24 protein-coding genes and 1 tRNA gene are annotated in these 24,185 nt (G+C 61.1%); 14 read left to right on the forward strand and 11 right to left on the reverse strand.

From position 1 onward, the window contains the following. Positions 1-84 precede the first annotated feature (84 nt). The 3 genes from HJC00_RS06805 to HJC00_RS06815 all read right to left on the reverse strand — a co-directional run bounded on the left by HJC00_RS06805 (position 85) and on the right by HJC00_RS06815 (position 4,103). Positions 85-1,467 carry a sensor histidine kinase gene (locus HJC00_RS06805; protein ID WP_210629837.1) on the reverse strand — a complete coding sequence of 461 codons (1,383 nt, stop codon included), beginning with the start codon at positions 1,465-1,467 and terminating at the stop codon, positions 85-87. Beyond that, the gene (locus HJC00_RS06810) at positions 1,464-2,141 is read right to left on the reverse strand and encodes a response regulator transcription factor (RefSeq protein ID WP_020922268.1); all 678 of its coding nucleotides are present in this window, start codon (positions 2,139-2,141) and stop codon (positions 1,464-1,466) included. The genes HJC00_RS06805 and HJC00_RS06810 overlap by 4 nt, the downstream gene beginning before the upstream one ends. Positions 2,142-2,234: 93 nt before the next feature. Then, positions 2,235-4,103: a TPR end-of-group domain-containing protein gene (locus tag HJC00_RS06815; protein WP_210629838.1), complete on the reverse strand. Its 1,869-nt coding sequence runs from the start codon at positions 4,101-4,103 to the stop codon at positions 2,235-2,237. A gap of 341 nt (positions 4,104-4,444) precedes the next feature. Between HJC00_RS06815 and HJC00_RS06820 the strand changes: the two genes are divergently transcribed. The 5 genes from HJC00_RS06820 to HJC00_RS06840 all read left to right on the forward strand — a co-directional run bounded on the left by HJC00_RS06820 (position 4,445) and on the right by HJC00_RS06840 (position 9,148). Then, a complete protein-coding gene (locus tag HJC00_RS06820) occupies positions 4,445-5,491 on the forward strand; it encodes an ABC transporter substrate-binding protein (protein WP_210629839.1) in 1,047 nt (348 codons plus the stop codon). A gap of 291 nt (positions 5,492-5,782) precedes the next feature. After that, positions 5,783-6,727 carry a tripartite tricarboxylate transporter substrate binding protein gene (locus HJC00_RS06825; protein WP_210629840.1) on the forward strand — a complete coding sequence of 315 codons (945 nt, stop codon included), beginning with the start codon at positions 5,783-5,785 and terminating at the stop codon, positions 6,725-6,727. Beyond that, entirely contained in the window at positions 6,724-7,215 is a 492-nt protein-coding gene (locus HJC00_RS06830) for a tripartite tricarboxylate transporter TctB family protein (protein ID WP_210629841.1), read from the forward strand. The genes HJC00_RS06825 and HJC00_RS06830 overlap by 4 nt, the downstream gene beginning before the upstream one ends. Before the next feature lie 87 nt (positions 7,216-7,302). After that, complete coding sequence (locus tag HJC00_RS06835; RefSeq protein WP_210629842.1) at positions 7,303-8,820, forward strand: tripartite tricarboxylate transporter permease; 1,518 nt, start codon at positions 7,303-7,305, stop codon at positions 8,818-8,820. A 157-nt stretch (positions 8,821-8,977) separates the two neighbouring features. Next, positions 8,978-9,148, forward strand: coding sequence for a hypothetical protein (locus tag HJC00_RS06840; protein WP_221163797.1), 171 nt, complete (start codon positions 8,978-8,980; stop codon positions 9,146-9,148). 117 nt (positions 9,149-9,265) lie between these two features. Here the strand turns inward: HJC00_RS06840 and HJC00_RS06845 are convergent, their stop codons facing one another. After that, positions 9,266-10,357, reverse strand: a complete 1,092-nt coding sequence (locus tag HJC00_RS06845) for a DUF475 domain-containing protein (protein WP_221154538.1) — start codon at positions 10,355-10,357, stop codon at positions 9,266-9,268. 346 nt (positions 10,358-10,703) lie between these two features. On the opposite strand from HJC00_RS06845, the gene HJC00_RS06850 reads away from it, so the two are divergent. From HJC00_RS06850 to HJC00_RS06860, 3 genes are all read left to right on the forward strand, one after another. Then, positions 10,704-10,934, forward strand: a complete 231-nt coding sequence (locus tag HJC00_RS06850) for a hypothetical protein (protein WP_210629844.1) — start codon at positions 10,704-10,706, stop codon at positions 10,932-10,934. Between the two features lie 40 nt (positions 10,935-10,974). Beyond that, a complete protein-coding gene (locus HJC00_RS06855; RefSeq protein WP_405047661.1) occupies positions 10,975-11,175 on the forward strand; it encodes a hypothetical protein in 201 nt (66 codons plus the stop codon). A 148-nt stretch (positions 11,176-11,323) separates the two neighbouring features. Next, positions 11,324-12,046, forward strand: coding sequence for a hypothetical protein (locus tag HJC00_RS06860; protein ID WP_221146401.1), 723 nt, complete (start codon positions 11,324-11,326; stop codon positions 12,044-12,046). Between the two features lie 6 nt (positions 12,047-12,052). Here HJC00_RS06860 and HJC00_RS06865 read toward each other — a convergent pair whose 3' ends face one another. Continuing rightward, positions 12,053-12,547, reverse strand: coding sequence for a hypothetical protein (locus HJC00_RS06865; protein ID WP_210629846.1), 495 nt, complete (start codon positions 12,545-12,547; stop codon positions 12,053-12,055). Between the two features lie 386 nt (positions 12,548-12,933). After that, complete coding sequence (locus HJC00_RS06870) at positions 12,934-13,977, reverse strand: porin (protein WP_221146402.1); 1,044 nt, start codon at positions 13,975-13,977, stop codon at positions 12,934-12,936. A gap of 587 nt (positions 13,978-14,564) precedes the next feature. Here HJC00_RS06870 and HJC00_RS06875 point away from each other — a divergent pair. Together HJC00_RS06875 and HJC00_RS06880 are read left to right on the forward strand one after the other, a co-directional pair. Further along, a complete protein-coding gene (locus tag HJC00_RS06875) occupies positions 14,565-15,092 on the forward strand; it encodes a hypothetical protein (protein ID WP_221163798.1) in 528 nt (175 codons plus the stop codon). A 1,150-nt stretch (positions 15,093-16,242) separates the two neighbouring features. Further along, the gene (locus tag HJC00_RS06880; RefSeq protein WP_221163799.1) at positions 16,243-16,395 is read left to right on the forward strand and encodes a hypothetical protein; all 153 of its coding nucleotides are present in this window, start codon (positions 16,243-16,245) and stop codon (positions 16,393-16,395) included. Here HJC00_RS06880 and HJC00_RS06885 read toward each other — a convergent pair. Together HJC00_RS06885 and cpdR1 are read right to left on the reverse strand one after the other, a co-directional pair. Beyond that, a tRNA-Val gene (locus HJC00_RS06885) sits at positions 16,374-16,448 on the reverse strand. The genes HJC00_RS06880 and HJC00_RS06885 overlap by 22 nt on opposite strands. 84 nt (positions 16,449-16,532) lie before the next feature. Further along, positions 16,533-16,895: a response regulator CpdR1 gene (cpdR1, locus tag HJC00_RS06890; RefSeq protein ID WP_003542883.1), complete on the reverse strand. Its 363-nt coding sequence runs from the start codon at positions 16,893-16,895 to the stop codon at positions 16,533-16,535. A 188-nt stretch (positions 16,896-17,083) separates the two neighbouring features. On the opposite strand from cpdR1, the gene HJC00_RS06895 reads away from it, so the two are divergent. Both HJC00_RS06895 and hisN read left to right on the forward strand, forming a co-directional pair. Then, a complete protein-coding gene (locus HJC00_RS06895) occupies positions 17,084-17,965 on the forward strand; it encodes an N-formylglutamate amidohydrolase (RefSeq protein ID WP_221163800.1) in 882 nt (293 codons plus the stop codon). A gap of 265 nt (positions 17,966-18,230) precedes the next feature. Further along, positions 18,231-19,004, forward strand: coding sequence for a histidinol-phosphatase (hisN, locus tag HJC00_RS06900; protein WP_210629849.1), 774 nt, complete (start codon positions 18,231-18,233; stop codon positions 19,002-19,004). A gap of 70 nt (positions 19,005-19,074) precedes the next feature. Here hisN and HJC00_RS06905 read toward each other — a convergent pair whose 3' ends face one another. Then, positions 19,075-20,049: an alpha/beta fold hydrolase gene (locus HJC00_RS06905; RefSeq protein WP_210629850.1), complete on the reverse strand. Its 975-nt coding sequence runs from the start codon at positions 20,047-20,049 to the stop codon at positions 19,075-19,077. A 399-nt stretch (positions 20,050-20,448) separates the two neighbouring features. On the opposite strand from HJC00_RS06905, the gene HJC00_RS06910 reads away from it, so the two are divergent. Then, complete coding sequence (locus tag HJC00_RS06910; protein WP_210629851.1) at positions 20,449-20,919, forward strand: Hsp20 family protein; 471 nt, start codon at positions 20,449-20,451, stop codon at positions 20,917-20,919. Between the two features lie 76 nt (positions 20,920-20,995). Here HJC00_RS06910 and HJC00_RS06915 read toward each other — a convergent pair whose 3' ends face one another. Then, a complete protein-coding gene (locus HJC00_RS06915) occupies positions 20,996-22,000 on the reverse strand; it encodes a bile acid:sodium symporter family protein (RefSeq protein WP_221163801.1) in 1,005 nt (334 codons plus the stop codon). A gap of 88 nt (positions 22,001-22,088) precedes the next feature. Here HJC00_RS06915 and HJC00_RS06920 point away from each other — a divergent pair, with 88 nt between their 5' ends. Beyond that, positions 22,089-22,943: a LysR substrate-binding domain-containing protein gene (locus HJC00_RS06920; RefSeq protein ID WP_210629853.1), complete on the forward strand. Its 855-nt coding sequence runs from the start codon at positions 22,089-22,091 to the stop codon at positions 22,941-22,943. A gap of 54 nt (positions 22,944-22,997) precedes the next feature. Here the strand turns inward: HJC00_RS06920 and HJC00_RS06925 are convergent, their stop codons facing one another. Continuing rightward, on the reverse strand, positions 22,998-24,050 hold the full coding sequence (locus HJC00_RS06925; protein WP_221154542.1) for a low specificity L-threonine aldolase: 1,053 nt from the start codon (positions 24,048-24,050) through the stop codon (positions 22,998-23,000). Positions 24,051-24,185: the final 135 nt, after the last annotated feature.

Consider the following 24,185-nt stretch of genomic DNA (forward strand, 5'->3'; position numbering starts at 1 on the left):
GCATCGTTGTGCGGCTTGCTGTTCCCGAAACCAGTGTGTGCAATGCAGCGAAAGAAAGCAAGGGCGCCCAGGACTCGGCGGCTTTTACCCCGCCTTGGCGAAGGTGACCGCCGCCTTCAGGCCCTTGCCGCCCGCACCCGGCTCCAGCGTCAGGGCGGCGTTGAAAAGATTGGCGATTTCTTCGACGATCGGCAGGCCGAGGCCGGCGCCGGGCGCGCCGGAATCATTGCCGCGCGAAAAGCGCCGGCGAACCGCCTCCAGCTTCTCGCTGGGAATACCGGGACCATTGTCCTCGACTTCGAGGCGAACCGTGTCGGCGGCTGCGATGATGCGGACGGTGACCTCAGCCCCCTTGCCGGCATAGGCGATGGCGTTGCCGGCGAGGTTGCGCAGCATCTCGCCGATCAGCAGCGGCTCGGCGCGGACCATGGCCGGGCTTTCGCCCTCGAAGCCGAGATCGATGCCGGCGACGGCGGCCGCCGGGATCTGCTCGCCGGTGATTTCCTGAGCGATTGCGGCAAGGTCGATGGCGGAGGCGGTCAGCGCCTCCTTGGCCGTGGCGGCGTCGATCTTCGCCATCAAGAGAAGCTGAGCGAGGATGCGTTCGGCATGCGCCACGGCCTGGTCTCCCTTCAGCGCCGCCGCCTGGGCTTCATCAAGCGAGCCGGCGCGGGCGGAAAGGGCAAGCTGGGTGCGGATGATCGCTAAGGGCGTGCGCAGCTGATGGCTGGCATTGCCGGTGAAATGGCGCAGCGCATCGAGGGCCGACTGCAGGCGGACCATGAAAGAGTTCACCGTATCGACCAGCGGCTCGACCTCGCTCGGCACGGTTTGTTCGATCGGATGCAGATCGTCAGGACTGCGCTCGCCGATGGCGTCGCCGAGCTTGTAGAGCGGGCGGAGCGCCACCGTGACCGATATCCAGACGATGACCGCCGCGCCCAGGATCATGAAGGCGAGACGCAGCGCCGAACGCACGAGAATCGCCTGCGTCAACTGCCGGCGGGCGATGGTGGTTTCGGCGACGGTCACGACGAACGGCACGGAGCGGATGCCCGTCGAGGCCGAGCGCTCGAGGGTGGCGATGCGGATGGGCTCGCCGCGGAAGCTGTCGTCGGCAAAGGCGGCGGCATTGCCGGGCGTCTTCTTGAGGACCGGCAGGGATTGATAGCCGGTGATGAATTGACCCGGAGGGCCGTCAACGCGGTAGAAGACCCGGTCCTGAGCCGCCGAGGTCAGCATTTCAAGGGCGACATAGGGAATGTCGACCTGCAATGTCCCGTCTTCGGCGACGACGACGCGTTCGGCAATTGCGAGAGCAGAGCCGGCGAGCACGCGGTCGGAGACGATATTCGACGTCTGGACCGCCTCGCGATAGGTATCGGCGAGTGCCAGCGTGCCGATGACGGCGGTCGAGATGAGCAGCCAGAAGAGCAGCCGCCGCCTGAGGGAATAGGCGGCTTTCATGAGGCTTCGGGCAGCTTGTCGAGATAGTAGCCGATGCCGCGGGCGGTCTTGACCGTCAGGCCGTGCGGCGAGAGGCGTTTCCTCAGCCGGCTGACATATTGCTCGATCGCGTTTGCGGAAATGTCGTCGTCGAAGGCTGTCAGCGACTGGATGATCGCCTCCTTGGCCACGACCTTGCCGGCCCGCATGAAGAGGATTTCGAGCAAGCCGAGTTCGCGGGCGGGAATATCAAGAGGAGTGTCGCCTGATGAAAAGGTGCGGGAATTAAGGTCGAAAGAAATGCCGCCGAAACCGACGGTCGCCGAACGCAGCCCGGCCTGGCGGCGCAGCAGCACGCGTACGCGGGCCTCGAACTCGGCAATATCGAAGGGTTTGATCAGATAATCGTCGGCACCGAGATCGAGACCCTTCACCCGCTCTTCCGGCGTGCCGCGCGCCGTCAGGATCAGTACGGCTGCCTGGTTCTGCCGGGCGCGCATGGCGCGCAGCACGTCGAGCCCGTCCATTTCGGGCAGGTTGAGGTCGAGTATGACCAGGTCGAAATTTTCCGCCGCGATAACCGCATTGGCGGATGCGCCGTCGTGGACGACATCGACGGCATGGCCGGTGCCGCGCAGGATCGCCGACAGACCGTCGGCCAACGCGATATTGTCTTCTGTGAGCAGGATGCGCACGAATGTTCCCTCTGTTTTCAAAGGAGATTACAGAGGTGGCGGAGCGATGTCATAGCGATTTTCAAAATTCGATGAATGGCCGGGGACGAGGTTTCAGCTCCCGGTCCTCTCGATCCGTTCACGTTCCGTCATTGCGATCGCCAACAATTTCCGGAAGCGCGGATCGTCGCGGATGTTGTCGAGGTCGGAATCATTGTTGAACCATTTGATGTGATAGACGGAGCTGTGCGGCAGCAGCTTCTCGAGCAGGTCGATTGCTTGGTCGGTATCGCCGAGGACGGAATAGACGCAGGCAAGATTATACTGGGCGACAATGTCGTCGGGATCGATGGCGATCGCACGGGCGGCCCAGTCGCGGGCCCGCGTCGCATCGCCGAGATGGGCAAGCGCCAGCGCGCCGCGATGGGCCGGGCCGGAGTTTTCGGGATTGAGATTGAGCGCACGTTCGGCGCGCAGCAGGCCGAGTCGTGCCCAGTTTTCTGTATCCACCGGACGGCCGAGCGAGCGATAGGCCGACATCAGATGGATCGGCGAGACGTAGTCGTCAGGGCGGATTTCAGCGGCGCGGGTGAAATATTGAACGGATTCGGCAAAGTTGCCGCGCATGAAGAAGAAACGGGCGTAATGAAAATTCGCCTCGAAGAGGTTCGGGTCGAGCGTGAGGGCACGTTCGAAGGCGGCCGCCGCCCGATCATCGAGGCCGCTCTGATGCAGGGCCAAGCCATGCGAGGCATGGGCCTCGGGAAGATCGGGATCGAGCTGAAGAGCCCGGGCGCTCATGTCGAGGAGGCGCCTCAGCGGCACATCGTCGGGCGCCCAGTCGCGGATCGCAGCGTCGCAATCGGCGATGCCGGCATAAGCCCGGGCATAATCAGGATCGAGTTCCACCGCCTTGCAAAACATGCGTCTTGCGAGTTGCAGGTAGGATTTCGTCCAGCTGTGCGAGAGCTGGCGGCCCCTGAGGTAATAGGTGTAGGCCTCGACATTGGCCGTCGGTTCGTTGGCGATCGCCTTCTTTTCCTCCGGCAGCAGGCGCACCTTCAGCTGGCTGACGATCGCCTGTGTGATCTCGTCCTGGATGGCAAAGATGTCGGTGAGGTCGCGGTCGTAACGCTCGGCCCAGAGGTGGTCGCCATTGGCAGTGTCGATCAGCTGGCCGGAGATGCGTACGCGCTTGTCGAAGATGCGCACGCTTCCTTCGAGCACATAGCGCACACCGAGTTCCTGGGCGAGGCGCTTCAACTTCACCGATATGCCCTTGTAGGTAAAGATCGTGTTGCGCGGCACGACGTGCAGGCTCGAGATCTTCGAGAGATCGGTAATGATGTCTTCGGTGATGCCGTCGGAAAAATAATCCTGATCGGCGTCGCCGCTCATATTTGTGAAGGGCAGCACGGCAATGAAGCAGGTATTGCGGTTCTCAGCGACCAGCCTGGTGGAGGAGGGCGGCGCCAAAGTGACGGTGTAGACCTGAACGGGCTGCCTGATATTCTTCAGCATGTGCTCGCCGATGAATTCGAAGCCGAGATTAAGGCGCGAGCCGATCTGGTCGCGCACGGAGGCCGACACGGCGATGCCGCCCGGTGCTGCGATACGCTCTAGCCTTGCGGCAAGATTGACGCCGTCGCCGAAAATGTCGCCGTTCTCGACCACGACATCGCCGAGATTGATGCCGATGCGGAATTCAACGCGCTCGTCCTTCGGCACGTTCTCGTTGCGGGCGGCCATGCTCCGCTGTATTTCGGCGGCGCAGGCCACGGCATTCACCACGCTCTGGAATTCGGCAAGGATGCCATCGCCGGTGAGTTTGACGATCCGGCCCTTGTAGTCCGAAATACGAACGTCAACCAGCTCGCAGCGATGGCGGTTCAGCGCCTGCAAGGTGCCTGACTCATCAATGCCCATCAGTCGGCTGTAGCCGACGACATCCGCAGCGAGAATAGCGCTCAGTCGTCGTTCCATGACCCCTCCCATGGATCACCCGGAGTATTCTAGTTTTTTATAGAGTTTTTGTTGCGCAGAGTCGTCCCCCGAATAGAAAATTCGGACGGCTTCGACGTTTTCACGCGGCAGCGCACCGTATATCGTCGCCAATCTTCTTCAATACTCTAAAGGGGCGAAGGACGAGATGAAAGCATAATCATTTATGGCTAAAACGTGTCGCCAGGCTCGTAACTACGCTATTGCTGCGCCATGCCAATACTTGCGTCGGGACAATTCACTCGCGGCCGCTGTCCGAATCCGGCGCCCTTGCTCCTCCAGGCATGCTCGGGCATTGTTGCGGTATGAGGAGTATTTTCATTTTGCTGCTGGCGTTCTGGCCGGGTTGCGTCCTGGCCGACCAAGCGTTCTATCCGGCGAAGTCGGGCGATGTCGCCGCACCGGTGCTGACGGTCTATTCTTCGCTCGACGAGCCCTTGGCACAGCCGATAATCCGGGGGTTCCAGGAGGCCAATCCTGATGTCGCAGTCAGATATGAGGACATGCTGACCGGTGAAATCTACGACCGGATCGTCAGGGAAACGGATGCCGGCGGCAAAACGGCGGATTTTGCCTTTTCCTCGGCGATGGACTTGCAGGTGAAGCTTTCCAACGACGGCTATGCGCAGGTCAGCAATCTGCCGATGAGTGCTGCCTGGCCGAAATGGGCGAATTGGCGCAATACCGCCTATGCGCTGACCTTCGAGCCGGCGGTGTTCGTCTATCACAAACCGAGCTTCGCGCACGAGCCGGTGCCGAGCTCGCGGGCCGAACTCGTCGACTATCTGAAGCGCAAGGGCAATGTGGTCTATGGCCGGATCAGCACTTACGATATCGAGCGCTCCGGTGTCGGCTTTCTCTTCATGGCGCGCGACCAGGAGCAATTCGGCGACATCTGGTCGGTGATCGGCGCGATGGGCGCGGCCGGCGTCAAACTTTACTCGACGAGCTCGGCAATTCTCGAACGCGTGGCCGACGGGCGTTTCGTGCTCGGCTATAATATTCTCGGCTCCTACGCCGCTGACTGGGCTTCGCGGCACCCCGATGTCGGCATCGTGCTGCCGAAGGACTACACGGTGGTGATGTCGCGCATCGGACTGGTGCCGCAGGCTGCGGCCGAGCCGGAACTCGGGCGCCGCTATCTTGCCTTTTTCATGTCGAAGGTGGGCCAGACGATCATGGCGCGCGAGCTGCAGATCCCGGCCGTCAGCCCGGAGGTGGCGGGGGAAAACACTGCCAATACCTTGCAGGAACTGCTCGGCGCCCAACTTCGGCCGGTGCCGGTCAGTCCCGGGCTGATGGTCTATCTCGACCAGGTAAAGCGTGCGCGGCTGATCGCGCACTGGAACGAGGTTCTGCGGGCGCAGTGAAGAAGGCCAGCCTTTGGCCGGTTCATGACCTCGATACCTGCTACACCTCGGCGGGCTGCTAGCCCAATTACGGCAAAAAAGCGGCTTCTCCTTCTGGATATCTTGCCGATGTCAGCTAGATGACAGGTTGTTGTGGTGGCTTTGGCTACTTCTTCTCCGTGGAGGCGGAGAATTGAAGCCTTGGGAGGCATTCCGCTCGTCATTCAGGACAACTGCGTCCATTGGCCGGCCCCCTCCCGATTCATTCGAGAATAACAAGCGGTTCGCTCAGCCGCCCACGGAGGACACATCGTGAAGCATACGTTCATCGCAACCATTCTCGCAGCCGCCATCGCGCTGCCGGCCTATGCGGCCGACTACACCATCATCGCGCCGGCCGCTCCCGGCGGCGGCTGGGACCAGACGGCCCGTTCGCTGCAGGCTGCGCTGCAGCAGGAGAAGATCGCCGGCAACGTGCAGGTCCAGAACGTTCCCGGCGCCGGCGGCACCATCGGCCTTGCACAGTTCAGCAGCCAGGCCGCCGGCAATCCGAATTCGCTGATCGTCGGCGGCTACGTCATGGTCGGCGCCATCCTCACCAACAAGTCGCCTGTGACGCTGAAGGACGTGACGCCGATTGCCCGCCTGACCGGCGAATATGAAGCCGTCGTCGTTCCTGCCTCGTCCGATATCAAGACGATGGCCGATCTGGTCGCGGCGCTGAAGAAGGATCCGGGTTCGGTTTCCTGGGGCGGCGGCTCGGCCGGCGGCACCGATCACATCACCGCAGGCCTGATCGCCAAGGCTTCCGGCGTCGACCCGACGAAGATCAACTATGTCGCCTTCTCCGGCGGCGGTGAAGCGCTCGCAGCCATTCTCGGCAACCAGGTCACAGCGGGCATTTCGAGCTACAGCGAGTTCGAATCGCAGGTGAAAGCAGGCATGCTCCGTCTCCTCGCCGTCTCCAGCGACAAGCGTATCGACGGCGTCGATGCCCCGACGCTGAAGGAAGCCGGTACCGACGTCAGCATCCAGAACTGGCGCATGGTCGCCGCAGCCCCTGGCCTGTCGGACGACGAGGTCGCCAAGATCACCGCCGACTTCGAGAAGCTGCACGGCTCTGCCACCTGGCAGGAAACGCTGAAGACCAAGGGCTGGGCCGACACCTATCTGTCCGGGGATGCCTTCAAGGCGCAGCTCGAAAAGGACGTCTCCGCCACCGAGGGCATTCTCAAAGAGATCGGACTTGTTCAATGAGCGAGGATAAGACCTCCTCGGCAACCGAGCGCCGCCCTGATCGGGCGGCGTTCATCATTGCCGTTTTCCTCTTCGCCATCGCGGGTGTGATGGCCTGGGATGCAACGCATCTGAAGGCGATCGCACAGTATGCCCGCATCGGTCCGGCAACGGTTCCGGAGGTAGTGGCGTTCGGGCTTTTCTGTCTTGGCGTCTGGACAGTCGCCGAAGCCTGGCGCGGCGAGTTCCCGGAACGAGACAAGCAAGAAGTGGCGCCCGTGATCTGGATCGTCGCCGGTCTTGTCTGCCAGATGCTGCTTCTGCGCATTGCCGGCTTCTCGATTGCGACCGGTATTCTGTTTGCGTTGACGGCACGCGGCTTCGGCAAACACAAGCTCTGGATCTCGCTGCCGATCGGCATCGTTTTCAGCTTCGTCGTCTGGGCGATCTTCTCGCAGCTCCTACAGCTGACGCTGCCGGCCGGCCCGCTCGAACATCTGTTCTTCTGACTGCGCGGGACGTGCTGTCAGCTCTTTTGATTTTTCGCGGCGACCGATTGCGAAGGCACGGACGGGAACGCCGCCTGGGACACCAAGATGAGCACATTCGAATTCCTATGGCAGGGTATCCTGGTTGCGATGCAGCCGATGAACCTGGTTTATGCGCTGGTCGGCGTGACGCTCGGCACTGCCGTCGGCGTCTTGCCCGGCATCGGCCCGGCGCTCACCGTGGCGCTGCTGTTGCCGGCCACCTACAAGCTCGATCCGGGCGGCTCGCTGATCATGTTCGCCGGCATCTATTACGGCGGCATGTATGGCGGTTCGACGACGTCGATCCTGCTCAACACGCCGGGTGAAAGCGCCTCGATCGTCACCGCGCTCGAGGGCAACAAGATGGCGCGGGCCGGGCGCGGCGGACCGGCACTGGCGACGGCGGCGATCGGCTCCTTCGTCGCCGGCCTCATCGCGACGCTCGGGCTCGCCTTCATCGCGCCCTATATCGTCAAGCTGGCGCTGGTCTTCGGGCCGCGTGAATATTTCGCGCTGATGGTGCTCGCCTTCGTCACCGTCTCCTCCGCCTTTGGGGATTCGGCGCTGCGAGGACTGACCGCGCTGTTCATCGGTTTCGCCCTTGCCATGGTCGGCATCGACCAGCAGACGGGCCAGGCCAGGCTTTCCTTCGGCATTCCCGACCTGCTCGACGGCGTCGAAGTGACGACGCTGGCAGTGGCGATGTTCGCGATCGGCGAGACGCTCTATATCGCAGCGCAGGGCAACCGCGCCGCGGAGCAAGTAGAGGCGGTCAAGGGTTCGCTCTGGATGAACGCACAGGACTGGTCGCGCTCCTGGAAGCCCTGGCTGCGCGGCACGCTGATCGGTTTCCCGATCGGAGCGATGCCGGCGGGCGGCGCTGAAATCGGCACCTTCCTGTCCTACTCGACCGAAAAGCGGCTGGCCAAGAACCCGGAAGAATTCGGCAATGGCGCGATCGAAGGCGTGGCCGGTCCAGAGGCGGCGAACAATGCGTCAGCCGCCGGCACGCTGGTGCCGCTCCTGACCCTCGGCCTGCCGACGACGGCGACGGCGGCGATCATGCTCGCCGGCTTCCAGCAATACGGGCTGCAGCCGGGGCCGCTCCTGTTTGCCACCAATCCGCAGCTCGTCTGGGGTCTGATCGCCAGCCTGCTCATCGCCAACGCGATGCTGCTCGTCCTCAACCTGCCGATGATCGGGCTCTGGGTGCGGCTGCTGACCATTCCGAAGCCGTGGCTTTATGCCGGCATCCTGCTATTTGCGACGCTCGGAACGATCGGCGCCAACCCTTCGGTGTTCGAACTCGGCATGCTGCTCGCCTTCGGCCTGCTCGGCTATGTGATGCGGCTCTTCGGCTATCCGATCGCGCCTGCCGTCGTCGGCCTGATCCTCGGGCCGCTGGCCGAGCAGCAGCTGCGCCGCGCGCTGGCGATCAGCCAAGGCGACGTGACGACGCTGGTGATGTCACCGATCGCGGCAGGCCTGCTCATCGTTGCGGCGGCTGCCTTCCTGATCCCGCTGATCCTGCGCATTCGCGGTCGGGGCCAGGTGCTGTCGCAACTGGCGGCAAACGAAGACTAGAAGAAAAAGACAACCTTACCCCTGCCTGGAGGCCGGCCATGGAAACATGCGCCGGCCGCTTCTTTTTGCATGGCTGCGGTGATTTTCCGTGCATTGTCGATTCGCCGGCGCGCCGCCATCTATGAGTGGTCAATCATTGAGCAAGAGGAACAGGACAATGTCCGCCATCCGCAATTCAGTCCACGCCGGTTTCCTGGGCCGCGCATTCGCTGCGCTTAGCGCCGCCAATGCCGTCAGCGCTGCTGTCGAGGCCGGTCGCCGTCCGCGCGCCCGCGACCTCAAGGAGCTTGGAATCGACCCGGCTTCCTTCGGTCAGATCATCCGCTAAGCCCTTCAAGGCATGCACGAATGAAACAGCCCGCAACCGGATGGTCGCGGGCTTTATTTTTGTCGGAGCAATAGCCGCAACGCTGAAGCGCGTTGCGACGTTCCATCGCCTGCCACGTCAGGCGTGCAGTTCTTCCCGCCGGTCGGCGTGATCATCCGCCCTCTCGCGCCTGTTGTGGCGAATGGACGACCAGAGCGACAGACCGATCAAGACCGCGCCGCCGAGGCCGGTGATAACCTCGGGAATGTGCACCAGGGTCTGCGCATACATGATCACCGAGAGGATCAGGATGGCGTAGAAGGCGCCATGTTCGAGGTAGCGGTATTCTGCAAGCGTTCCCTTCTCCACCAGCATGATGGTCATCGAGCGCACATACATCGCGCCGATGCCGAGGCCGATCGCGATGACGAAGAGATTCTGCGTCAAGGCGAAGGCGCCGATGACGCCGTCGAAGGAGAAGCTGGCATCCAGCACCTCCAGATAGACGAAGGCGCCGAGGCCGCCCTTGGCGGCTGCGCTCATCGTCTGCTGCGACGCATCGAGTAACTCGCCGACGACCTCGACCGCGAGGAAGGTGAGCAAGCCGTAAATGGCGCAATGGACGAAGACGCTGGCGTCCTCGCCGCCGATCAGCCAGGAGAATACAAGCATCAGCGCCAGCACGAAGGCGATTTCGATGCCCCTGATGGTGGCCGAGCGCGCCATCACCTTTTCCAGGCCGCGAAGCCAATGGATCGTCTTCTCTTGGTCGAAGAAATAGCTGAGGCCGACCATCATCAGAAAGGTGCCGCCGAAGGCTGCGATCGGCAGATGCGCATCGTTCATGATGCGGGCATATTCCTCGGGTTCGCGGGCGGCGAGCACCAGAGCGTCCCAGGGGCCGATGCGTGCGGCGATGGCGACGATCGCCAGCGGAAAGACAATGCGCATGCCGAAGACGGCAATGATGATGCCCCAGGTGAGGAATCGTTTCTGCCAGACCGGCGTCATCTCCTTCAGCTTGTTGGCATTGACGATGGCATTGTCGAAGGAGAGCGAGATCTCCAGCACCGCAAGCACGGTGCAGATGAAGAAGACGGTCGCCATGCCGCCGATCGTGCCGGTGGTCTGCCAACCGAGCACGGCGCCGAGAATGAGCCCGAGGGCCGTGACGATGAAAGCCCAGCGGAAATAGCCGAGCGAGGATTTATTGGTCTGGGACTGGTTCATGGCCGCACCTCGCGGCCGCAAAGCTTGGAGGGGATGGAGGTATTATAAAAACGCGGCATACCACAACGGGCATGCTGACGAGGCATGGTGAGCTTTTTCATCGATGAAAAATCCGCCGGCTGAGCTGCAGGCGGTACCGACATCACGAGAGCGCCGTAAAAACTCTCGCCAGAGGGGCCCGGCACCAATGTTCCCCGTAGCCGATGTCTGGAAGGCTGCGGGATAGGCCCTAGGTAATCTACTTCCCCAACCAGTCAAGGCCAAACGCGCCACAGAAAACGGCAAATTTTCGGGAACCATTGGGGGCCTCCGCTCGTTAAACCCTGGTTGAGCTGAAAGGAGGCCGATGATGCACACTTCGACCCATGTTCCCGACAAGCGCACGGAGGCATCCGACCGCATGAAGCGGGCGAGACCAAATCGCATGCAGAAGGCACAGGTACTGCCTCCGCATCATGTCGACCTGACGCTGACGCCCGGCGTCATCCACGACATTCACGTGCCGGCGCATGTGACCGGCGCGGACCTTTCCAAAGGGGGGCCTGACATCAAAGCTCATACGAACACGAAGAAATAACGGCTCTTCCGAAGGCCTCTTCGGCGTGCTGACGGTCGATCTGAAACAGGGTGAGAAACATATGGCAATGAACTTTGTGGCCCGGGATATTGTGATCCGGCACGAAAATGAATGGCAGGCCATCCGCGAGGGGGCCGACAAGCGCATCGAGATCGGCAAACGCAAACAGTCGATCGCTTCGCCCAGCAGCGGCGCTGCATCGGCGGGGAAAAACGAGCCTTCGGCCCAACGTCCGGACTAGGCGAAAGACAAACCTGTGGAGATAGGCGCCCGGCGATGCCGGGCGTTTTGCTGTCCAGAGTATCGGCCCACGTCAAAGATAACGGCCCGCGCCAACCTTTCGGAAAGGATTGGGCAGCGATAATCCCGGCCTCACGGGATTCGGACAGATGGCCAAGACAGCGACACGCGGCCGCCGCAAGGCGCCGGCGAGAGGAAAGAGCAGAGCGCGCGGCGGCGGGTTGCTGCCCTGGGCGGTGATCGGCATTGCCGCGATCGGCGGCATCGTCGCTCACGACAATTGGAAGAGCCTTCAGCCTATGCTTGAACGGCACTCGGCGCCGATCGCAGCGGAAATGGCGGAGCCGAGACCTGTCACCAGGAAGGATGTGCCGCCGAAGCAGGTGGCGCTTGTCGCACCGACGCCGAGAGCCGCGCCGCCGACGCTGCAGGCGCAGCCGCTGCCGCCGGCTGCAATCCCGACGCCGGCCATCCAGCCGGTCAAGGCGGTGCCGGCCCCGGCCTCTCCCGGGGCTCAGCAGACGGCAACGGGCGCCTTCGGCTATTGCGGGCAGGGCGCGCACATCAATTGCGTCGGCGACGGCGGCGTCTTCTGGTACAAGGGCGAAAAGATCGTCATTGCCGATATGGCAAGCCCGGTGGCCGACCAGGCGCGCTGCGATGACGAACGCAGAGTGGCCTTTGCCGCGAAGCTGCGCCTGCTGGCGCTTCTGAACGCCGGCCCCTTCGCCATCGACGCGGCTGGAACGACCGAGCCCTCAGGCGCGCAGCGGATCGTCTCGCGCGACGGGCGCTCTTTTGGCGCGCAGCTGATCAAGGAAGGGCTGGCGCGCAAGCCAGGGGCGGCCGGCGGCGCGTGGTGCGCCGCCTGACGGGAGCTATTTTCCCTTTTTCACCAGCTGGCCGCCGGTGCGGAAGCTGCCGGTGAAGGAGGAGTCCTTGCTTTCGGCGGTGCATTCGATCGCAATCGGCTTGCCGGCGTAGGGATTGCCGAAGGTGCAGAAGCCGGCGACCTTGACCTGGCCGGTCATCTTGTTGCCGACGCCCGTCGTTACCAGGCTCAACGGCAGGCGAGCATTGCCGTTGGAGGCTGGCTTGATGCCGCTGCCATCGCCCTGGAAGCCGAGCGCTTTTCCGTCTGAAGTGAAGATGAAGGTCACCGAACCGTTGGCCAGCGTGACGCTGGCAAGCTCGTTTTTGCAGCCCTTGGTGGCGTCGAATTTGGCGACGACCAGTCTGGCGCATTTGCCGGAAAGCGTAATGACGCCGGGAGCGCCGGGAAATGTCTCCGGCGGGGAGGCCGGCGCGGCAGAGGCTGGCAAGGCGAGGACGGCGGCAACAAAGCCGGCGGCTGCAAGCGCGGATAACTTCATTTCAATCTCAAATCCCATGTCCTGGCGAGGCGAATCACCGCTTCACCTTCGATTGGCCATGGCACGGCTCTGTGTCCGAAATTTGGTTCCATGTAGCATAAAGATTCTGCCGTTCGCCGGGCCAGCCCGCGGAAGGGCGGAACGTCGGTTTGGCTTGCCGGTTAAAAGGTCCGGCAACGGCATGATCTTCCGGACATCGGCAAGGTTCGTGCGTCCGATAGGACGCACGACGCTCTAATGGCCGTGCTCGTCGAGCGCCTGCCGTCTGGACGCACTTCTGGTCAAGGCGGAATGGGCCTAGGCAGGGAAGTCCAGGCCCATTCTTTCCCGATCGGAGGTCAGTCAGATCAGGAATTTATAGCCGCCGGTCTGGCCGGCAGCCTTGATCAGAACGCGCGCTGCAGGCGGAAGTAGCCCGAGGTTACGTCGTCGGCATTGTCCGGATCGAGGTACTGAACCGAGACCTTTGCGGAGAAGTTGTCGACGATCTGATAGTCGATCGTTACGCCAGCCTTCCAGGCGCTGACGTCGTCGTTAAACTCGCCGGCAGTGATGCCGTAGTTGTCGTAGTACTGAACGGCCGGAGTGATCTTCAGCTTGTCAGTCGCCTTGATGGCGTATTCGGCAGCGATCGCCCATTCAGCCTTGTTGTAGTAGGCGTTCGGGTTGGATGCGTAGACGACTGCGAGGCCTAGCGTGCCGGGGCCGACGGCAACCGTACCCATGGCGCGGACGGCGCCTTCTTCGTTGTCAGTGTCGTAACCGGCAGTGATCTGGTAGCTGAAGATACCGGCCTTGCCGCCGAGACCGACGGCAACGCCGACGTTGTTGGCGGTTTCGCCGTTGTAGAACGGGCTGTCTTCCAGCTCGTCGACGCTGATGCCAGCATAGAAGGCGTCGGTTTCGTATTGATAACGCAGCGAGTTATGCAGCGTTACCGGAGAACCGATATCGTCGGTTTCGCCGGAGAGGCCGTCGTCCCACCAGGAGTAGAACAGACCAGCACGGAAGCCTGCGATGTCGATGTAAGCGGAGTCGAGCTGGGCCTTCTGGGCTGAAGCATTGTCAGCATTGAACTGCATGACGATAACACCGGTCAGCGGACCATATTCGGTGTCGCTCTTGGCGGTGAACTGAACCTGGCCGCGGGTGCGGGCGTCCCAGTCCGAGTCGTTGGCGACGGAACCGCCGCCGCCGGCGCCGATCGAGCTGGCGTTCGGAGCAACGTCAACCTGGAAACGGACGTAGCCGTTGATCTTCAGGCAGGTCTCGGTGCCGGGGATGTAGAAGTAGCCGGTGCCGTAAGCGTCGCAGACGCGAACATATTCAACCGGTTCCGGTTCGGCGGCGACGATAGCGTCAGCGGCCTGAGCGCCGGATACTGCTGCGAGAGCAGCAGCGGAGCCGAGAAGAAGGCTCTTGATGTTCATGGAATAACCTCCAGTTCAGATGCGAGAGGATGAAGACCGTTGCCATCGGCAGTCCCTACGTGTCTTCACCAGTGTGATCGAAGCGGCACCTTTTTAGCTCGGTGTCTGCCTCGCCGCGGAAGTTACATAAGGGATGTTGCACCGCAACGTCATTGTCGATCATGACAGCAGGCTGCACCGGCTATGTTGCTGAAATAACACGCATTTTGTCACAAACTCGTCATCTGCTTGTCACAAAAATCATACTTCTGAATTCCGAGCAACGAGGGGCTGAGCACTCAGCAATGGTATGCAATTGATGCTCGAATGAGCGCCTCCTCATATGAGGGCGGCCATAACTGCAATCTGCGCGAGTCGGCGCAGGGCCAGGCGACCGGATGCCTGGACATGTCGATCAATCTGAGGAAGGGACGGATCTCAATGACTGCGACATCCTCAAACGGGGACAGAAATCCCCTCGCGCGCTAAAGCAGGTCACATGAGTCAGGTTTGATGCGACGTGCTTTACGGACTTTTGAAATCGTCCCAGAGGATCGCTACCCCAGCTGTGGACTGTCCCGGCGCTAGACCGTTTTCAAGCTTTCCAGTTGAACGAGGCATTGAGTCGCTGTGATGTCGATCTCAGGGGGCTGCAAGCAAGCTCGATCGATGGCGATGCAAAGACCTCGCCGTTCGGAGGAGCTTCCTCGCCTACCAACTCCTCCGGTCAGTCATCAGGTGCAGACCAGCTTCAACCCCCCTCGAATTGGGAGTTCTACACCCGAGAAGTGGATTGGGGGCGCACATGCTTTGTTCAAACCCACCGTGGAATTGCGATGGTCGGCTTCATGGGATCACCGGGCAACGGTCTCGTCGGATTCGTCAGCAGCGTGTTCAGTGGCGAGACCAGAGCGACGTGGCATGTGGATGACAAGCCGGCCTATGTGTCCGACGGAAGCGAAAGCGACTATTTCACTTGGCATGAGTTCGGTCAGCTGCCGATGGAATTACTGGATCAAATGGCGCAGGGAAACGAGCTGGCTGTAACAAGCGCAAAGGGTGAGCGCGTAGCTGTGAACCTCACGGGCGCTGCTGACGTGCTCTCCAAGTTCACGGCCTGCTTCAGCAAATGGTGACTGGGTTCTACCCAGTTCCCCCGCGACGCGTCTCTGAGGCGGGCGCGCTCAGCATCGAAACAGGTGGTGCGTCAAGATCGAGTAAGAGCTGCCGGATGTGAGGTTCGGCTACAATGGTGCCGATTTCGCTCATGAACGGAGCCGGACTCTTTTAGAGATATCTCCAAACACGCATTCTATGTCGCTAATATTGCTAATCCTACGATCGTGAATGCGGATAGAGTATTAGCCCAAATAAATAAGATGGCAAAAATATGAAGTACATCTTTTGCTGGCATTGACAATGGTGTATTCCTAGCACTCCTACACCAAAAGGTGAAGGGATGTACGCCTCGCTAGAGGGAATCGCCCAAGCCTCGGGGGATGTATGTCTTTTCTAAGTTTGCCGTGGGTCATTGGCCCAATCCCAATTGTGGCGACTGCGTGGGCTGCGTACGTCTGTGTTATCAATGTAGCAAAGAAAAGAGGAGATAGCGGAAAGGCGTTCATGGGTGCCCTGCTGCTTTCGAGTGGGCTGACTTCAATTGTGCAGCAGTTATTTGTCTCGGATCAAAATTTTGCTGTTCTGTTAATAAGCAGTCAAATAGTCTCAAGCGGATTTTTCCTCTTTATAATGAAGGCCAGCCAATCGCCAGGTTGGATAGGCGCTTCTCAAGCGAAAGTCGGTGAAAGACCTCCGATTTTCTCGAAGGAGTTTGTGATCCTGTCTGTATCGTACATTTTATTAAATGTAATTATATCGATATTTCCTGGTCCAGATCGATGCACTATTGCGAAATGTTTTGTCATGGAGTGGGCATTCGGAAGAATGGATCACGTCTTTTCAAGACTGTACTTGGAAACTACGTTTGGGACGATCCTGTTGGCCGGAATAATTTCTCATCTTTTCCGGTTATTTAAGAAAATTAGACGTAGCCGGTTTTCCAATTAAAGAGGAAGTGCGATGGGTGACCTTTTGCAAAGAGCAATTCGGGACGGTTGGATGCCGTCTGCAAATGCCGTCAATAATGGGGTAACAGGGGCTTGGGTGAGGAAGTTACGCCCCATGTCCTAAAACACACTTGCATCACGTGGATGATGCAGCGAGGAGTACCGATTTGGGAGGCGGCTGGATTCTCAGGCACCTCTGAGCAAATGATTCGGAAGGTGTATGGACATCATCACCCAGAGCATTCAGCCGCCGCCACAAGGCGGTTTCATGGGCGATAAATGGGCGAGCTATGAAAAACCACAATTCACCTATCAGCGGGCGAACTACCCTTGCGCCCCAAGGAGATCGAATGGTGGGCGTGACAGGGATTGAACCTGTGACCCCTACGATGTCAACGTAGTGCTCTCCCGCTGAGCTACACGCCCATCCGATGGCGGCGCATAGATCACAAAACCTTCGGAGCCGTCAATAGGCTTTTTTCAGTTTTGTGACGCGCCGCCCGACAAGCCTTACGCGGCAAGCATTTTATTGACCTCGTCGACGAGGTCGCGCAGGTGGAAAGGCTTGGAAAGGACCTTGGCATCCTTCGGCGCCTTCGAATCGGGGTTCAGCGCCACGGCGGCAAAACCGGTGATGAACATCACCTTCAGATCGGGATCGAGTTCGGTGGCCCGGCGCGCCAGCTCGATGCCATCCATTTCGGGCATGACGATATCAGTCAGCAGCAGGGAAAATGGCTCCTCGCGCAGCCGGTCGTAGGCGCTGGCGCCATTGTCGTAAGAAAGGACCTTGTAGCCGGCCTTTTCGAGCGCTTTCACCAGGAAACGGCGCATGTCGTTGTCGTCTTCGGCGAGAAGTATCTTCTGAGTCATCAATCCAGACCGCTAATCAATAGGTTTTGGGTGGGCTGCCAGCCGTCTACACTAGTCTTTGCCCGGTAAACAACCGGTGAATTGCCTGTGCGTGATGGTCATCCCTTCTACATAGTATGGACTTGAGGGCGGGCAACTGGCAACATGAACAAAGCAGTCAGTTCATGACATGGTAAAGAGGGCCGAAAGTGCCGGAAATCCGCGAATACGAGCTTTTTGAGGTCCATGAGCCCGTGTCGCAGACCATTCCCTTCGTCTACAACTCTCCCCATAGCGGCCGAATTTATCCACCGGAATTCATCGCCCAATCGAGGCTGGAAGGCATAGCGATCCGCCGTTCGGAGGACCACTATGTCGACGAGCTGTTCGGCTCGGCCGTCGAACTGGGCGCGCCACTGCTCGCCGCCAATTTTCCGCGGGCCTATCTCGACGTCAATCGTGAGCCCTACGAGCTCGATCCCAGGATGTTCGACGGGCTGCTGCCGCCCTATGCCAACATCAGTTCCCTGAGGGTTGCCGGCGGACTCGGGACCATTCCGCGCATCGTTGCCGAGAACATGGAGATCTACGCACGGCGGCTGCCGGTGCAGGAGGGGCTCGATCGGGTCGAGGCAGTCTACAAACCCTACCACGCGGCGCTGCGCCGGCTGATCGCCCGCACCCATGTGCAGTTCGGCTTCGGCGTTCTGATCGACTGCCACTCGATGCCCGGCAATGTGCGGGTCGCGGGCTGCACCACGCGGCCCGATTTCATCGTCGGCGACCGGTACGGCACCAGCGCTTCGGCCGAACTTTCACGCGCCGCCATCGCCATCCTCGAGGAAATGGGGTTCGCGGCGATCCGTAACAAGCCTTATGCCGGTGGCTTCATCACCGAGCATTACGGCCGTCCCTCGCGCGGTCTGCACGCGCTGCAGATCGAAGTGAACCGGGCGATCTATGTCGACGAGGTGACGCTGGAGAAGCGCGAGGATTTCGCCGCGGTGGCCGACGCCGTCGCGGCCTTCATGCGGCAGATGGCGGATTATGTCGAAAAATTTGCCGGCGATCGAGCGCTGGCCGCCGAGTAAACTGCTTTCCTGATTCTCGACCTGCCTCCCCAAGTCAAAAAAAACCGCGCTTGTCAGCGCGGCTAAGTCTAGGGAGGAAACACCCAAGGAGGGTATTTACAGTCAGAAGACTGTAACGACGACGCTACTATTGCATTGCACAAATGTCAAGCAATATATTGCGCTGCGATATCTTTGGGCAATTCGCCTGACGTTGCCCGCTTCGTTTGCATTCCCGCTCGTTTTCGCTATGAAAGCGCATTCCCGCTAGCCAAACGGTGTCACCATGCTTCCTGACCGTTCATTCTTCAATCGTCTGGCGGAGGTCGCCCGCGCCGAGACGCTGCCGCGCTTCCGCTCCGGCCTTGATGTCACGAATAAACTTTCTTCCGGCTTCGATCCGGTGACGGAAGGCGATCGGGCGGCCGAGTTCGCCATCCGGGCGCTGATCGAGGAGAATTTCCCCGACCACGGCATTCTCGGCGAGGAGCACGGCGATGTCGGGCTCGACCGGGACTATGTCTGGGTGATCGATCCGATCGACGGCACGCGCGCCTTCATATCGGGCGTGCCGGTCTGGGGAACGCTGATCGGCCTGCAGAAGGAAGGCCGGGCCATCATGGGCATGATCGAGCAGCCCTTTACCGGCGAACGTTATTTCGCCGACGAGAACGGCTCGATCTATACCGGGCCGGAGGGTGAGCGGCGGCTGGTGACGCGCCAGTGCGAGGCGCTTTCGAGCGCCATTCTGTTCACGACCTCGCCACATCTCTTCGCCGGCGGGGAGATTGAGAAGTATCGGGAGATCGAGGGGCAGGTGCGGCTCTTCCGCTATGGATGCGACTGTTATGCCTATGCGCTGCTTGCCGCCGGCCATATCGATCTCGTCATCGAAAACGGGCTGAAGCCCTATGACGTCGGCGGCATCATTCCCGTCATCGAGGGGGCGGGCGGCATCATCACCACCTGGGACGGCGAACGGCCGGAAAACGGCGGCTCGATCATCGCCGCCGGCAGCCGCGCGGTCTACGAGCAGGCAATCGCCATCCTGCAGCGCTGAACCCGGGCTCGGCAAAGCCGATGCCCCAGGCCGGCAAGGCCGATTCCGCTGGCGGCGCGGTTGATCCGGCTCACGTGCCGAGGGCGGCGACATCATGATTTTCCTCGGCATCGCTGCCGGGGATGAAGGCGTGGAAGGCCGCCAGCGCCGCGGCGCGATAAATATCCCGTTCCTGGAAGATCTCATGACGGGCGCCGTTGATCGGCACCAGCTGGCCGGCGCGGAAATAACGCGAGAGCCGCTCCTGTGCCGTGTAGGGCACGACGCCATCACGTGTCGGGGCGATGACGATGGTCGGGATGGTAATCGAGAAGAGATGGTTGGGCGAGGTGACCCGGTCCATGGTCCGGAAGGCTTCGGTCAGCCAGCGGGCCGTCGGCGGCCCGAGCGTCAGTTCCGGATGGGCCTTCATCATCGCAATATTGCGCTCGAAGCGGGTTTCGTCTGAGGTCAACGGATTGTCGCGGAATTCCGACTCCTTCAGCTTCGAGGTCAGCGGCATGAAGCCGAGGCCGGCGGCCGTCAGCGCGCCGGCGAGGGTGCGGATGACGCGGGGCGAGGCCGACTGGCCGGTCAGGCCGATGAAGGGAGCCGATAGCACCATGCGGTCGATGCGGGTGGTGAGATAGGGGGCGGCCGACAGCGCGATCAGTCCGCCGGTGGAATGGCCGAGCAGGTAGAACGGCAGGCGGGTATCCGGCAGCACTATCTTTTCGAGGAAGGTGTCGAGATCGCGCTCGTAATCGGAAAAGCGGCGGATATGGCCGTGATTGCGGCGCTTCAGGAGCCGCGACGAACCGCCCTGGCCACGTAGGTCGAAGGTCGCGACCCAGAGGCCTTTGCCTGTCAGGTCGCGGATCGTCTCGAAATATTTTTCGATATATTCGTTGCGGCCATGGATGATGACGACCGTGCCCTTGGCGACCTGGGCGCCAGAACGGAAAACGGCGTAACGCAGCCGGTGACCGTCATGGGTTTCGAAGAACCCTTCGGTGCGGTTTTCCGGGGCAGGATTGTCGGGCGTCGAATAGAGAACCTGATCCATCACTTACCTATGCGCCGCTGCTGAATGCTTCCCTACCAGGGATAGCGCATGGCGCCCGGCTTGGAAAGCGGGGGAAAAAGGGCCGGCGGGAGCGTGAGGGCGCTCGCGGCCGGCCCAAGTTTAGACTGAAGAAGAAGGGACGATGCACTTCAGTCATCGGGGCCAGTGTCACCCGACATCGTCATTTCTAGGCAGGCATGTCTGAACGCCTTCCGAACCGACCGTTCACGCGCGGTTCACGGCCGGCCGAGGGGGCCTCGAAAAGGTCTTGAACTCCTCGAATCGCGTCACCATCTCCATCCTGCGGGTGCCAAAGGGGCCCGCGCAACCGTCCCGAGACCGCCAAGATGGGGTTTCAGGGCACCTTATCGCAACACGTCGCTTCCCTAGGAGGACATCATGCGTCACGTAGACTTCTCTCCCCTCTATCGTTCGACGGTCGGTTTCGACCGCCTCTTCACCATGCTCGACAGCCTTGCTCAGCCGGAGCAGGCGCAGACCTATCCGCCCTATAATATCGAGCGCACCGGTGAAAACACCTATCGCATCACCATGGCGGTCGCCGGCTTCGACGAGACCGAGCTTTCGATCGAAGCTCATGCCCATGTGCTGTCCGTGAAGGGTGAAAAGAACGAGGAAACCGCTGAAGGCGGCGAATTCCTCTATCGCGGCATTGCCAAGCGCGCCTTCGAGCGCCGCTTCCAGCTTGCCGATCACGTCGAGGTGTCAGCCGCTTCGCTGAAGAATGGCCTGCTTCACATCGATCTTCTGCGCAACATTCCCGAGGCCATGAAGCCCCGCAAGATCACGATTGCCGCCGAGCCGGTCGAGGCTCCGAAGGCGATCGAGGCGCAGGTCGTCAACGGTTAACAGCTGTCCTTCAGGGACAATGGACGGCGCTCCGATCGGGGCGCCGTTTTTTTATTGCCGAACATCTTATTGGCGTTCAGGCCGGGCTGGCGGCGTCCTTCATTTGCTGTTCCGTTACGCGCCGGGCTGCTGCTGCGGCATATTTCTGGGCGATGATGGCGCAGACCATCAGCTGAATCTGGTGGAAGAGCATCAGCGGAAGCACGATCGCCCCAATCGATTGGCCGGCGAAGATGACGTTTGCCATCGGAACGCCGCTTGCCAAGCTCTTTTTCGAGCCGCAGAAGGTGATGGTGATCTCGTCAGCCTTGTCGAATCCCAGCCAGCGGCTGCCAAACATCGTCAAGACAAGAACAAACGCCAGAAGCACGACGTCGGCGACGACGACAACGGCGATGTCGGCAATCGAGAAAGTGTGCCACAGTCCTTCGACGATCGCCGTCGAGAAGGCGAGATAGACCACCATCAGGATCGAGCCGCGGTCGACCGGCATGAGAATCTTCTTCTTGGCGCGAATCCAATCGCCGATCCAGGGCTGCAGGATCTGGCCAACGATGAAAGGCGCAAGCAGCTGCAGCAGGATCTGCCGAAGCGCGTCGAAGGAGAAGCCGCCATGGCCGCCGACGGAAAAGAGCAGGCCGACCAGCAGCGGCGTCAGGAACATGCCGAAAATGTTCGAGGCCGAGGCCGAGCAGATCGCGGCGGGCACATTGCCGCCCGCCATCGAGGTGAAGGCGATCGACGACTGCACCGTCGACGGCAGCACGCAAAGGAAGAGGATGCCGAGGTAAAGCGGCCGTGGCAGGATCGCGTCGGGGATGAAGCCGAGTCCGAGCCCGAGCAGCGGGAAGATGCCGAACGTCGTCAGCAGGATGACGAGATGCAGCCGCCAGTGCAGCAGACCAGCAATGACGACGTCACGGGAAAGGCGCGCGCCGTGCAGGAAAAACAGCGCCGCGATGGCCATATCGGTGGCGACGCCGAAATAATCCGCAAAACTGCCGCTCGCCGGAAACAGGGAGGCGAGAATGACGGTGCAGACGAGCAGGATCGTGAACGTATCTGGCAGAAAGCGGCGCATGACGGTCTCGCAGCAATAAAGTAACCGTTGTTCTGTCGTCCATTATGATCCAGGATGCAAGAAATAACAGTTATCGAGATGCTGGATTATGCTGGACCTCGCGCAGTTGCGCAGTTTCGTTACCGTCGAACAGATGGGCAGTTTCACGCTTGCTGCGGAAAGGCTGGGCCTCGGGCAATCGACGGTCAGCCAGCATATCCAGCGGCTGGAGGCGGCGCTCGGACGCAAGCTGCTCGCGCGCGACACCCACAAGGTGATGCTCACCGGTGACGGCGAGGCGCTGCTTTCGCATGCGCGCGCCATGCTTTCGATCGAGGGGCAAGTGCAGGCGCTGTTCAAGAGCAACAGCCTGCGCGGCAGCCTCCGGCTCGGCGTGTCGGAGGATTTCGTCACCAGCCAGCTGCCAGCAGTGCTGGAGGATTTCGTTCGCTCGCACCCGTCCGTCGACCTGGAACTGACGGTGGCGCTTTCAGGCGTGCTTTATGAGATGCAGGATAATGGCGAAATCGATCTGGTGCTCGCCAAGCGCCGGCTTGGCGATGCGCGCGGAAAACTGGTTTATCGCGAGCCGCTCGTCTGGCTGGCGCGCGATCCTGAACGAGTGCTCGCCTCCGGTCCATTACCGCTGATCGCTTTCCCACCGCCGAGCGTGACACGGGCGATCGCCCTGGAAGCACTTGGGCGCAATGGCGTGCCGTGGCGGATCGTCTGCACTTGCGGCAGCCTGAGCGGGCTGACGGCAGCGGCGCGAGCCGGAATGGGCATGCTGGTGCAGCCGCGCAGTATGGCTCCGTCCGGGCTGAAAGAAGTTGCTGCGGGAAAATTGCCGGTGCTCGAGGATGTGGAATTCGTATTGGTGCCGCGCAAGGGTGCGGATCAGGCGCTGGTCTCGGCACTGTCCGACGATATTCTCCAAAAGGTCAGGGGGCTGAGGTCCGCATGACCCACAGCCGTCACGGGGAAACCTGACCGGCAGGCAGGCTCGTCCGGTCGTCGATCAGGCGGCCAGGCACCTCAGGAAGCCGTCCACGTCTGCTTCCGTGGTTGCGAAGCTGGTGACGAGGCGGATCAAGCTCTCGCTTTCAGAAACGAGTTCGGGTGCTGCCGCAGGCGCCGGCCATTCATAAAATTTCGCGCCTTTTTCCTCTGCTGTTCTTGCAGCACTCTTGCTGATGACGGCAAAGACCTCGTTGGTCGCGGTCCGCCAGGCGAGGCGCCCGGCGCTGCTGGCGGCAATACCGGCGCGCAGCCTGTCGGCCATGGCGTTCGAATGGCGGGCGAGATCGAGCCAGAGGACATTTTCGAAATAGGCGTCGAACTGGGCTGCGATGAAGCGCGACTTGGAGAAGTGCTGGGCAGCGCGCTTGCGGATGAAGGGCATTTCCTTTGCCTGATCCGGATTGAAGAAGACGATCGCCTCCGCGCACCAACAGCCGTTCTTGGTGCCGCCGAAGGACAGCATGTCGACGCCGCGCTTCCAGGTCATCTCCGCAGGGGTGGCATCGAGTGCGATCAGCGCGTTGGCGAATCGGGCGCCATCCATGTGGAGCGGCAGGTTGCGCTTCCTCGAGATGGCGGCGATCTCGCCGATCTCCGGCAGTGAATAGACGGTGCCGATCTCGGTCGACTGGGTGATGGTCACAGCGCTGGCGCGGCCATGACGGAGGGCATCCTCGGGAAAGTGCGCGATTTTTGCCGAAAGCTTTGCCGGATCGATCTTGCCGGCTTCGCCGTCGACGGCCATGAGGCGGGCGGAGCCGGAGAAGAATTCCGGCGCGCCGCATTCATCTTCGATCACATGGGCTTCCGAATGGCAGAAGGTAATCCCGCCGGGGCGCTGGACGCTCGCCAGCGCCAGGGAGTTGGCGGCCGTGCCGGTGGCGACGAAGAAAACGGAAACCTCACGCTCGAAGATCTCGCAGAAGCGGGCCTCGACCTTTTTGTCGAGATCACCGGCGCCATAGGCCGGAGCAAAGCCGGCCGATTCCGCAAGCAGGCGTTCGGCAATGGAACGGTGGGCGCCGGCCCAATTATCGGAAGCAAAGAACATGGCTAAGACCGTGGGGGAGTGGACGGAGAGTTGGGAGGTTTCGAAGCGGACCTTACGCCAAAGCTTCACGGGATCAAGGCTATCGCCCCTGATGCATCACGAAAATTGAATTACGCAATCAATAAAAAGAATGAC

The organism is Rhizobium sp. NLR22b (assembly GCF_019685295.1).
GTDB lineage: Bacteria > Pseudomonadota > Alphaproteobacteria > Rhizobiales > Rhizobiaceae > Rhizobium.